General features: G+C 53.3%; 7 protein-coding genes and 1 tRNA gene. 6 read left to right on the top strand and 2 right to left on the bottom strand.

Going from position 1 to position 12,511, the window contains the following annotated elements; genetic code table 11:
• Position 1 precedes the first annotated feature (1 nt).
• Both QWJ10_RS16900 and QWJ10_RS16895 read left to right on the top strand, forming a co-directional pair.
• Positions 2-77: transfer RNA gene (locus tag QWJ10_RS16900), tRNA-Thr, on the top strand.
• Between the two features lie 515 nt (positions 78-592).
• Entirely contained in the window at positions 593-1,528 is a 936-nt protein-coding gene (locus tag QWJ10_RS16895) for a DUF808 domain-containing protein (RefSeq protein WP_289928237.1), read from the top strand.
• Positions 1,529-2,018: 490 nt separating this feature from the next.
• Here the strand turns inward: QWJ10_RS16895 and QWJ10_RS16890 are convergent, their stop codons facing one another.
• Positions 2,019-2,264 (bottom strand): hypothetical protein, encoded by a 246-nt coding sequence (locus tag QWJ10_RS16890; RefSeq protein ID WP_289928234.1) that lies wholly within the window; start codon positions 2,262-2,264, stop codon positions 2,019-2,021.
• A 108-nt stretch (positions 2,265-2,372) separates the two neighbouring features.
• Positions 2,373-5,849 carry an acyl-[ACP]--phospholipid O-acyltransferase gene (locus QWJ10_RS16885; protein WP_289928232.1) on the bottom strand — a complete coding sequence of 1,159 codons (3,477 nt, stop codon included), beginning with the start codon at positions 5,847-5,849 and terminating at the stop codon, positions 2,373-2,375.
• 153 nt (positions 5,850-6,002) lie between these two features.
• Here QWJ10_RS16885 and QWJ10_RS16880 point away from each other — a divergent pair, with 153 nt between their 5' ends.
• From QWJ10_RS16880 to QWJ10_RS16865, 4 genes are all read left to right on the top strand, one after another.
• Positions 6,003-6,764, top strand: a complete 762-nt coding sequence (locus QWJ10_RS16880; protein ID WP_010796221.1) for a helix-turn-helix transcriptional regulator — start codon at positions 6,003-6,005, stop codon at positions 6,762-6,764.
• 422 nt (positions 6,765-7,186) lie between these two features.
• Complete coding sequence (locus QWJ10_RS16875; protein ID WP_289928229.1) at positions 7,187-8,803, top strand: hypothetical protein; 1,617 nt, start codon at positions 7,187-7,189, stop codon at positions 8,801-8,803.
• 207 nt (positions 8,804-9,010) lie between these two features.
• On the top strand, positions 9,011-10,810 hold the full coding sequence (locus QWJ10_RS16870; RefSeq protein WP_122041296.1) for an ATP-binding protein: 1,800 nt from the start codon (positions 9,011-9,013) through the stop codon (positions 10,808-10,810).
• Between the two features lie 86 nt (positions 10,811-10,896).
• The gene (locus QWJ10_RS16865) at positions 10,897-12,315 is read left to right on the top strand and encodes a sigma-54 dependent transcriptional regulator (protein WP_019365329.1); all 1,419 of its coding nucleotides are present in this window, start codon (positions 10,897-10,899) and stop codon (positions 12,313-12,315) included.
• The last annotated feature ends 196 nt before the right edge of the window (positions 12,316-12,511 follow it).

Below are 12,511 nucleotides of genomic sequence, written 5' to 3'. Positions count from 1 at the left end.
TGCCGGTATAGCTCAGCTGGTAGAGCAACTGACTTGTAATCAGTAGGTCCCGAGTTCGATTCTTGGTGCCGGCACCATCAAATTCAAAGGCTCGCAGAAATGCGGGCCTTTTTCTTTTGCGCTTGAAAAATTCTTACGCCAGAACGCTTGGTTTACCTCTTTGCAAACAGAGGCGAAACATTCCGTTGCATCTTAACAATGCTATACATCCATCTGTTGAAACCTCGACTCACTCCGGGACTCAGGTCTATTGAGACAAGAGAAGAAGAGAGGTAAACGATGGCTAAGGCATTGATGAAGCTCCTGAAAGCACCTACCGACCGAGCCGTATTCGACTGGTTAGGTGATATGGAAGGACGCTTCGAATAACAGCTCCTAGTCAGCGAGATGTTATTCAGCCCGCTGGGAGCAGGTCGCACGCAGGAATGGCCGCACCTCTCCCAATCAGCCTTGCCTCCCCTACTTCAGTTTCTTGATCAGCTCCACCGCCCGGCTCCCTTATACTGGCGCCGCTTCGCTATCAGGCAAGCTCCAGAGCCGAACCTCGCCCGGTCGCGCGCTGGAAGGACATCTAACTTGAAAGGAAACCATTGTGGCAGCAGGTAGTTTTTTTGCACTTTTCGACGACATCGCCACGGTACTGGACGATGTCTCCGTCATGTCCAAGGTGGCTGCAAAAAAGACAGCCGGCGTATTGGGTGATGACCTTGCACTCAATGCGCAACAAGTAACTGGAATCAAGGCAGAGCGAGAGCTGCCTGTGGTCTGGGCCGTAGGAAAAGGCTCACTGATCAACAAGGCCATTCTGGTCCCCGCCGCGCTGCTGATCAGCGCCTTTGCACCGTGGCTGGTAACACCGCTCCTGATGCTAGGCGGTGCGTACCTCTGCTTCGAGGGTACAGAAAAGCTTGCGCATAAGTTTTTGCCTCCTCATGGTCACGATTCTTCAGAGCACGTAAAAGCTGTCGCTGATCCAAACATTAACCTTGTGGCCTATGAAAAGGAAAAGATCCGCGGAGCGGTTCGAACAGACTTCATTCTGAGCGCGGAAATCATTGCCATCACCCTGGGTATCGTGGCTGAAGCGTCGCTCATGCAACAAGTCGTGGTCATGTCACTGATTGCCATAGCCATGACTGTTGGGGTCTATGGTTTGGTCGCCGGTATCGTAAAGCTGGATGATCTTGGGCTTTATCTATCCAAGCGCGGCGGCTCGGCTGTACAGACAATCGGGCGAGGCCTTGTGAATGCAGCTCCGATGCTAATGAAGGGGCTATCCGTTGTCGGAACGATTGCCATGTTCATGGTAGGCGGTGGCATTCTGACCCATGGCATCCCGGCTCTTCATCATCTGACTGAAACCCTGGAGCACCTGGCTGCAGGCGTACCGGCAATAGGCCCTGTTCTAGGCGTACTGACGCCTACGCTGTTCAATATTGTATTCGGCATCTTCGCCGGTGCAGTGGTCATGATAGTGGTCGGCATCGCCAGCAAGCTGTTTCGTCGTAAACCGTCCGCTAGTCATTAAGCTCCGCCCGATCATAAAGCAGAACAACAGCAGGCCCAGGTGGCATAGCCACTTCGGCCTGCCGTTAGCCTTTGCCATGAGCCGCAAAGGCTGCGTTCATTTGTCGATGGCCGCCTAGCCTTATTAAAAGACTCAGCCCACGCCATTCCTCTTGATCTAGCCTACGGCGGCTGCCAAGTCATGAAAGATGCCTGGATCCAGACTCAGCTACTGCCACAGCACAACGATATATAAACAACACTGGAAGCGTACGCCACCTCCATCATCACTCGCGCCCACAACGCATTAAGACCAGCCATAGTCATAACTCGGCGCCACACAGGCGTGGTGTCAGGAGCTGACAAGAGATACGGGAGAGGAGGCCTTGGCAGGAATTGAAAAGACGGCTGGAAGGGGACAGCTGAAGTAATTTTCAATCTTATCCATACCTTATTTATGTCGCTTGCACAACGTTACTGTCCCCATCTCAAGAGGCTACTAGAGCTTATACTCAACCCTTGCGCAGCCTATCCAGAATCTTCTGCGTCTCCCGCTCTGCCTTGGCTTCGCTCGAAAGTTTTTTGGCCAATATGCTCAATACCAGCATTAGATTGCCTCGGCCCTCCTCGCTCAATGCGTCCCACTCCTCAACCAGAGTCTCGAAAAGCAAGGCGCCTGTCATCGAGGGGCTGAAATCAGGTAGGTCACCTGAATCAATGGCACGGGTAACAATAGCGATCAGCTCTTTTTCGTTCATCAACAGCTCTCATGATGTTGGGCAAATACGTTAGAGCTTAATAGACAGCTATCTAGGTTCTAAAATACAAAAGGCCTGCATAAGCAGGCCTTAGCGTTAACGCGGAGCTTACTCAGAAGCACTGGTCTCCACGGCGGAAGTCAGCGCAAGCTTTTTGGCCGAGGCAATATCTGCCTTACCGGAGCCTAGCTTGGGCAGCGCATCCACGTGAATCCAAGTAGAAGGCACCATGAGCGGGTTATAACCTGCTTCAAGCATGCGCTTTTCCAGCGCACCAGTGTCCAGAGGCTGCTCATGAAGAATCACAATACGTTCGCCTTTCTTGGCATCCGGCACATTGACAGCCATGACTTCGATTTCGGGGTTGTCGATCAGCTTGATGAGAGCCTGTTCAACAGAGCCCAGGCTGACCATCTCGCCCCCGATTTTCGCAAACCGTGAATACCGGTCCACGATGGTCAGGAAGCCATCCTCGTCCAGTCGTCCCTTATCGCCCGTCACGTACCATCGTACGCCGTCAAGCTCATGAATGGCACTGGCTGTCTTGGCAGGATTGTTCAGGTAGCCCTGCATGACCTGGGGGCCACCAATGAGAATCATGCCTTCCTGGCCTGTAGGTAACTCTTCAAAGCTCTCTGGATCAACGATCTTGAGACTGGTACCAGGTAACGGCATCCCTACTGTGCCCTGTTTACCGCCGCACTGTACCTGCATATAGGCTACATCAATGGCGTCCGGCAGGTTGACCGAGGCGACAGGCGCCGTTTCAGTCGCACCGTAGCCCTCATAAATCTCCTTGTTGAATTTGAGCTTGAAGGACTCGCGGACATCATCACTGAGCTTTTCGGCACCCGCGACGATGATGCGCAAGCTGTCCAGCATAAGCGGGTGCACCTTGCGGTTACGGGTAAAGAGCCGCAGGAAGGTGGATGTGCCGCACATGATAGTGGCACGATACGTCGTGACTGCCTTGGCAATGCCCATGACGTCGGTCGGGTCCGCATGACAGACCATTGGCAGCCCTTCGATCAATGGCAGGAACTGTGTAACCGTCAAACCAAATGCATGGAACAGCGGCAGCGAGGCCATGACAACGTCGTCATTCTCAGTATTGAGCACATCGGATGTCTGCTTCAGGTTCGCCATGATATTACGGTGACTGAGCATGACCCCCTTAGGCGCACCCTCACTACCGCTGGAGAACAGAATGGCCGCAGTTGCCTCAGGGTTGTGCGCTCGACTCAGCAGCGGACGTAGCATCCAGGCAGGCAACAGGCGGATCGCCAGCCAGGTTGCCGCAAGCTCGGTCTTGCTGAACTCCTGTCGCATATCTTCCAGATAGACAACACGGCGCCCTTCCAGTACAGCCTTGACCGGCAGCCCTCGCTGCTCGAGCTTTTCGACGAAACGTTTGGAGCTATAGACCGTTTGTATGCCGGCCTGCTCCAGTGCTGAGCGGAGGGCCTCCTGACTTGCCGTATAGTTGAGATTGACCAGCGTCTTGCCAGCCAGCAGGGTTGCCATATTAGCCAGCACACCACCGGCACTGGTCGGTAGTAATAGCCCTACGTTCTGCTCTGGGCTGAGCTTGGTGATACGACGCGCCATAGCACTGCTGGCGGCAAGCGCCTGAGCCGCCTTCATTGGCTTGCCGAGGCTGTCGGCAATCGCCAACTGCCCGCTGCGACGCTTGACGGTTTCGATCCAGGCATCGGCCAGGGTTGGCAGGTCTTCCATATAGATCTGCCAGGAGCGAATGGTCTGGTCGAATATCCGGCGCTTGAGAACATCGGCAGGCGTGTCTTTGGGCAAGGTCTTGCCAAAGGCGACGACTACAGAACGGTGCAAAGGTGAGTCGCGCAGTTCCTTCAGCTTGCTGGATGAGCGCGAGAACTGACTACCCCACAACCCACGCAAATAGAACGGTACGATCAGTACATCTGCATTGGCCTTTTCACATGCGCGCTCATAGCCCTTCCGAAACTCACCCAGCTGACCGTTGCGGCTGATGGCTCCCTCGGGGAACAGGCAGACCACCTCGCCAGCATTGAGCAATTCTGCTACCTGATCCAACGCCTGGGCAGCACCGGCACCCGGCTGAATAGGAATACAGCCCAGAGATTTGAAGAACCAGCGCATGAACCACAGGTTGTAGATATCCTTGAGCATCACGAAGCGAACAGGCCGTGGGCAGGCAATCTGTACAATTGCCCAATCGACCCAACTGATGTGGTTACCCAGCAACAAGACGCCGCCCTGTGCGGGCAGATTTTGCAGGCTATGTACTTCCACCTTGTAATGACGGGTCATGAAAAAGCTGAGCAGAAAGCGGACCAGACTCTGCGGCAGCTTGCCTACGGTGTAAGCGCCACCTATCAACGCAACCAGAGCAATCAGGCCCAGCAGATAGCGACTATCGACGCCTAGCAGTGCAAAAACTGCCGTCAGGATCAGAAAGCCTAGCATGGATAGGTTCTGTATCCAGTTGCTAGCGGCAAGTACTGTTCCCAATTCCTTTTCAGGCGCGTGGAATTGAATCAGCGCGTTGAGCGGCACGATGAACAGGCCGCCCATCACACCGATGAAAACAAAGTTGAGCGCATGGGAGAGCGGTGAATCCAGCAGCAGCAAACCGCCCAGCCCCACGGCGACACCCAACGCCCCCAGCGGAACAAGGCCAGTCTCGATGCGATTGCGCGACAGGCTGCTTGCCAACGCCGAACCCAGCGCGATGCCGATACCGCTGCAGGCCAGGATGCCCTGGACGATCAGAGTATTACTGACGCCCAGACTGTCCTTGGCGTAAGACGGAAAGGCTGCCAGCATGACCTGCCCAACCGACCAGAATGTTGCCAGCCCAACAATGGCTAGGCGAATAACCGATTGCGCCTTGACCGTTTGCAGGTTTGCTACAGCCGCACGACCATGGATGTAATCCTGCCAGTTAAAGGGTCGGCTGGAGGTGGGTACTTCCTTGTCAGGCAAGCAGTACAACAGCGCCAGCTCAATCACGCTATTGATTACCAGAAGCCATCCGAGCGGGGCGATATCCCGCAGCATCTCGTCAGCTGTTTTCGACTCAGCAGAAAGGCTGCCTTCAAAAAGCGCGGTAAAGACAAACGTACCAGCCAATATCGCTACGATCGAAACAGCTTGAACCAGGCCATTGGCCTCAGCGAGCCGCGCCTTTCCAAACAGGGTCTTGATATAGCCGTACTTGGCTGGTGAGTAAAAAGTGGCCTGTACAGCAAGCAGCAGCGTCATGGCAAACGCCAGCCAGAACCAGCCGGCATAGTACGACCAGGTAATCAGGCCGGTAATCCCGACAGCCGCCCAGGCTGATAGCCGCATGACGGATAGCTTGCGAAAGGTATCCGCCACATAACCGGAAGGGCTGAATAAGAGAATGAAAGGCAGAAGCATCAGCCCATTGACCAAGGCAGTCAGCACAATCTGAGTAGAGCCGTCATAGATTTTAAAGACGGTATTCTGAATGATGATCTTATGGCCGAGATCGACGAATGCGTTCAGAAAGATCGCGATCAGATAAGGCCAGGCGCCCGATAGTCGGTGCAGTTTGTCCATAACAAGCCTCTGGAGCGGGATGGAAGTGCAGGCAGACTGCCGGGGCCCTTCAAAATCCACAACTAAAATACAAAACGTAGCGTTAAGAGATGTCTTAGGTATTAATTTTCGATACTTTTGGCCGCCATTACCTTTTCCTTTCGAGATGCCGAGATGGCCCAAGTTTCTTCCCTGATCGAAACCCTGAAAAAACAGCTCAAGGCACACGGTAAGACGTATGCCGATGTGGCAGCGGCACTTGACCTGAGCGAAGCCTCGGTCAAGCGTCTGTTCGCGGAAGAAAGCTTTACCCTGCAGCGCCTGTCACTTGTATGCAATGTGATCGACATGGACATTACCGAACTCGTGCAAGCCATGTCCGTGCAGCAGCGACAAACCGATGAGCTGAGCGAGGCCCAGGAGCAGGAGATTGCCAGCAATGGCCTGCTCCTACTCGTAGCCGTGTGCGTGATCAACGGCTATAGCTTTACCAACATCATTGAGCAGTATCAGCTGACAGCCGCCGAATGCACCCGATTACTGGTACGGCTGGATCGTTTGAAGCTTATCGAATTGCTGCCCAACAATCGCATCAAGCTGTTGATCAGCCGAAATTTTCGCTGGCGTCCGGGCGGTCCGATCCAGCAACTTTTTCAGGAGCAAGTCGCCAAGGACTTCTTTCACTCACGCTTCGAGGGTGAGTCGGAGCAACTTCTGGTCTTCAACGGCCTGCTATCACGCGCGGGAAATGCACAGTGGCAACAAAAGCTTCAGCGCTTGGGGCGAGAATTTAACAACCTGTGCGAGGAAGAGGCAGGACTGCCCATAACGCAGCGCTTTGGCACCACAACCGTTCTGGCAGTGCGGCAATGGCGCTACGGGCTATTCGAACGCTACAGCAAGCGCTCAGCCGAAGAAAAGAAGCCTGCACAATGAGAGGCCCCGGTAGTTTCTACTCTATTTCCCAAGCTTGATACAAAAGTTTGACTATTTTATGGGCAAGTTCAAATATCCAAAACATAGAGATACCCAACCTCGGCTATAACTTGACGCCCCTCCTCTACTTTCTAGACTTCGGGATGGCGCTCTGAAATCGTCTGTATTGTTTAGTGCCATCTGTACCAGGGTCACTGTTTCTAGGATCGACCCGCCACTTCGTCAGAGAAATTCTGATTTACAGCAGTGTGCGTAGCCATCGGAGCGCCCGCTCCAGACGCGTCTTCCGCCTGACGTTCATGGCCTGCTGATATTGCCGTCCTGACATACGCATGGAATGCCTGCCACCTGCCGGGCTATCTCCGCTTGTTCATCTGCGCCCGGCTTTTGAAGACCTTTCAGCTATGCCAAAGGGGGTAAAGATGAAGAGTTTGGGTTATTCGTTGGAAACGGCCACGTATTCGGAGCAAAAACCTTTCTATTTAGGAATAGTGGCCGTCTGTATCTTATTGGCCATCTCTCTTTTTTTCAGGCTACATGATTTTGAGAAGGTAACAGGCTCCCAGAACCTGGAAGCGAGTTACCATGTCCTGATTACCCTGAATGCGTTAAACGAGTCCGATGTCACGCACCATTGGTATCTACCCACCATTTCGCTAGGCGAAGAAAAGGACAAGCACATCGCCTGGGGCGCGACCATTCCTACACGAACAGGTGATTACGTCTATACCAGTTTTACGCCCTATGGCTTTCTGGCACCCTACTTTGCACTGAAGGTATCGGGCCAGAATATATCGTTGGAAAGCTTGGCCTTTTTCAATTTTGTCCTAGGCTCGGTCATCACGCTGCTGCTGTTTACCTTCTTGTTCAAGGTCCTTCGCTTCAATGGTCTGAACGCGTGGTCAGCAGTCTCTGGCGCACTCATGGGTTGCGCGATTGGTATTTTCAGCCGTGAGGCTTTGCTTTCCCATGGCGTTATTTACTGGGTACAAAGCTTCTATCAGCTGATCCTGCTGTCTTCGCTGTTTGTCTTGTTCAAATACTGTTCAGTGACTGATATACAGAGCCGTCAGCGCTACGCCCGGGCGCTTTGCGCGCTGGCCTTCTTCGGCGCATTAACCGAATGGACAGGATACTTCTTCAATTTCGGGCTATTCTGCATTCTTTGGGTAAACACCCTGAGAATCGAAGGCTCACGGTGGCTATCCAAGAAAATCTGTATAGCCACCATCCTGGCAGGCGTTATCACTATCCTGCATTACAGTCTTGCTGCCGGTTTGCTGCCCACACTCAAAGCCTTCGCCAGACGCTTCCTAGCCCGTAGCGCGGGTGCCGGCAGTTTGTCCGATCTGCTACATGCCTATGTGCTCTCCTATGGCTATTTCATCGCAGCCATGCTGATAACAGCGGCGGGACTCATCTGGCTGAAGAAAAGCCAGAGTACGTCAAACAGAGCATTATCGATTACGCTGGTGGTTCTCATCGCGGCCAGCGTACCGCTACTGGAAAACCTGATCATGCTTCAGCATGCCACACAGTTTTCATTTGACCGTTTGAAGTTCATCTTCCCGGCAGCACTGCTGATTGGGTTGTCCTTGCTTTACTTCAGGACCAAAGGCAGAACCGTATTGGCAGGGCTGATCGCCCTAGCAGCAATACAAGGCTGCATGACGTATAAGAAGGACATTAATACCTACGCGGCCTGGCCCCAGATTGATGAGCAAAACAAGCAGCTGGTATCGCTGGTCGAGCAGGAGCTAGATGTTAAATGTGCAGTGCTATCTACTGACATGAGCGTTCGCGGCTATGCAAACCTGCTTTTTCATCGGGGTATTTACGAGCTGCGACCGCAGCCAGCAGACTTTCGCAATGACCCGAGCAATTGTGGGGGGGTTTTTCTGGAAGGCAGAGATTTTCAGGTCGACCTGCCTGAATACACCAAGGCAACCATCATCGAAAAGGATAATCGCGTTGTGACCTTCGTGAAGGATCAGGGACAATGGCGGCGATTGGAACGGTTACAGCGACAGAAAGGATAAAGCTAGGCAGTTCTTAACCTGAATTATCCATGAGCGGCGCGGCTATCCCGCGGCAGGCGCGCCGTACGATATAACTGAAGTCATAATCAATCATTCTCCCTATCTTCTATATTTGCTGATCGTTCGCTGGCAGCGAAGTCCTGTATCGACGCCATGGGCCAACGCATAATAGGAGCCATTATTACACCATGAGTGTGAGCAATATTTATGCTTCCCAACCGCCCTCGTTGGCGTACCCTGGCTGTATTGGCCCTTTTTCTTGCGCCCTTGCTTTGGCCCTTGCATTACGCGGCTCACAGATACTACAGCCAGCAATTGGCTGAGCAGAACCGACAAACGCTGGATCTCTACGTAGCGAACCTATTGGGTACGCTTCGGCGCTATGAAGTCTTACCGGATCTGCTGGGCGATATGCCCGCGCTTCGCGCCTCGCTGCATGATCCGGTCGATGCAGATACGCAAAGATCAGCTAATCAGTTGCTGGAGCGGATTCGGCAGCGTACCGGGGCAGACGTGATTTACCTGATGCGAGCCGACGGATACTGCCAAGCCACATCGAACTGGAATGAGCCGGACAGCTTTGTTGGGCGTGATTTTTCTTTCCGTCCGTATTATCAGGAAGCAATGCAGAACAAATCCGGTCGTTTCTTTGGACTTGGAACCACATCCGGTAAACGAGGCTACTATTTCGCAGCGCCCGTACATGATGGTGGAAACGTCATCGGAGTCGTGGTCGTCAAAGTAGACCTGGATGGCCCTGAAAAGCTCTGGGGACGAACGCCTGAACAACTCCTGGTCACCGACAGCTTTGGTGTAGTGATCCTGACCTCCCGCAATGAGTGGCGCTTTCGAGCCAGCCGCCCGTTGAATGATGAACAACGTGACGTTATCGCACGCAATCTGCCTTACCCCAGGGGCTCACTCGAACCCTTGGAAATTAGTGATAACCAGTGGCTAATCCAACAGCGCTTTCTAGATGAAATTGGCTGGACAGCACGAATCCTGGCTCCCCGTGATTTGCTTGAACGCCAGGTACGTAGCGTTCTATACATAGGAGGGGCGACATTACTGGCCCTGCTTCTCCTATTGGCCGTCATGACCTTAAGGCGTCGACATTATCTTGAGCGAATCGCATTGGATGCTCGGGCTAAGCGTGATCTGGAATTGAGCGTACAGGAGCGTACTCAGGACTTGCAGACGCTAAACCAACGTCTGCAACAGGAGGTGCACGATCGCGAGCAGGCTCAACGCGAACTTATGCGAGCACAAGATGAGGTTGTCCAAGCGGGGAAGCTGTCTGCTCTGGGCACCATGTCAGCCAGTATCAGCCATGAGCTGAACCAGCCGCTGGCGGCCATTCGCAGCTATGCCGAAAACGCGGCGGTCTTGCTGGATCATGGTCGAGTGGATGATGCCCGTGGCAATCTAAAGCTGATTGGTGAATTGACGACGCGCATGGCCAATATCATCTCCCACCTCAAGGCATATGCTCGTGGTGCAAGAAGAGCACCAGAAAGCGTTGCGCTACAAGCGGCCCTGGAAGACTCGTTAGCATTACTAGCAGCCCGTCGGCGGGCCATGAACGTCGAGCTGATTAGGGACCTGCCTGATGCTCCATTATGGGTGCAAGCTGGTGAAACACGGCTGCGCCAGATCATCAATAATCTGCTCACTAATGCTCTGGATGCATTGATAGAAAAAGGGCCACCTCGCCGACTTTGGCTGATCGCCAATCAGGATGAGAAAGGCGTGACACTGGTTATCCGTGACAATGGCCCAGGCTTTTCTGCTGAAGCACTGGCCAGAGCGCATGAGCCGTTTTTTACAACAAAGGCAACTACCCAGGGGCTTGGGCTGGGTCTTGCGATCTGCGATACATTGCTCCGCGCATTAGGCGGACATCTGCACCTATCCAATCATATGGAAGGTGGCGCCGAGGTTCGCCTGTTCTTATTACACGGCAAGCCTGGCGTGGCATCAGTACCGCAAGAGGAGATGCGTGGCTGATCGCTCGGATCGCTCGGCTTATGCAAAACTTATGACGGCAACAACATTTCATTCGTGCTTAATGATGATCAGGTTTTAAATTACTCATGACGTCTCCTCTGCCTTTCGATACCAACAGCCAAGTGCTTTTGATCGACGACGACCCTCACCTTCGTCAGGCTTTAAGTCAGACACTAGACCTGGCAGGGCTTAAAGTTGTAACGCTTGCAGATGCGCGTACGCTGGACATGCAACTTGTACGTGAATGGCCAGGCGTTGTAGTCAGCGATATCCGCATGCCTGGTATCGACGGTATTGAACTCCTAGGGCAATTGCATAACCAGGACGCTGATCTGCCTGTCGTATTGATTACAGGGCACGGCGATGTTCCATTGGCTGTTCAGGCCATGCGGGCAGGCGCCTATGATTTTTTAGAAAAGCCCTTTGCGAACGATGCCCTGCTTGATAGCGTGCGTCGTGCACTGGAAGTTCGTCGCCTTGTCCTTGAGAACCGCAGCCTTAGGCTGGCACTGGCTGAACGCAAGGAATTGCAGACCCGGCTGATTGGCCAAGCACCTAGCATGAGCCGCTTACGTGACCAAATCGGCGCGCTGGCATCTACTCATGCTGATGTACTCATTCTAGGAGAGACAGGAGCAGGCAAAGAGGTTGTTGCCCGGGCATTGCATGATCTTTCTACACGAAAAGGCGGGCCCTTTGTCGCTATTAATGCTGGTGCACTGGCCGAGTCGGTGGTCGAGAGCGAGCTTTTTGGCCATGAGCAAGGCGCATTCACAGGCGCCCAAAAACGACGCATCGGGAAGTTCGAGTACGCTAACGGCGGAACTGTCTTTCTAGATGAAATTGAAAGCATGAGCCTGGATGTTCAGGTCAAGCTATTGCGGTTGCTTCAAGAACGTGTTGTAGAAAGAGTTGGCTCCAATCAGCAGATACCGTTAGATATTCGAGTAATAGCTGCAACCAAAGAAGACTTGAGACAAGCGGCAGACCAAGGCCGCTTTCGAGCCGACCTTTATTATCGCTTAAACGTTGCCAGTCTGAAGATCCCGCCCCTTCGTGAGCGAAGCGAAGATATCCTAACACTCTTCCGTCACTTCACCGAAGCAGCCGCAGCGCGGCATCATTTACCCTTACGGGAGCTGGATGGTTCACAGCGTGCTGCTCTCATGGGGCACCGCTGGCCTGGAAACGTTCGAGAGCTACAAAATGCAGCGGAACGGTTTGCACTGGGACTAGAGCTCGCTTTGGACAACCATGATGCTCATGGCTCTGCAGCTCCGTCCGCTCATGTTATGGAAATGCCAGGTTTGACCAGTAACCTGAGCGAGCAGGTGGAGTCATTCGAGCGGGCACTACTTGTGCAGGAGCTAAACCAATCACATGGCTCACTGCGCAGCATGGCGGAAGCGCTGGGGCTGCCACGCAAAACGCTTTCAGACAAGTTGAAAAAGCATGGCCTACATTTCAACGGTGGAGCAAGCGAAGATATTGAGCAGGGTTCTTAGCCTATAGGCTTCAGGACTTTTTAAGTGTCTAAGGGCAGGCGTTGTGATACAGCCTCCCTTTTTAAGCTCGGGAAACAGCCATATTTTTTATCCACACAAAGCAAAACCCCCGGGCGGTTAGGCCTGGGGGTTTTGGGTATAGGTGCTTGACGATGACCTACTCTCACATGGGGAAACCCCACACTACCATCGGCGA

Origin of the sequence: Pseudomonas sp. WAC2, assembly GCF_030403525.1 — a bacterium.
Taxonomy (GTDB): domain Bacteria; phylum Pseudomonadota; class Gammaproteobacteria; order Pseudomonadales; family Pseudomonadaceae; genus Chryseomonas; species Chryseomonas luteola.
This window is presented reverse-complemented; position numbering and strand designations above follow the sequence as displayed.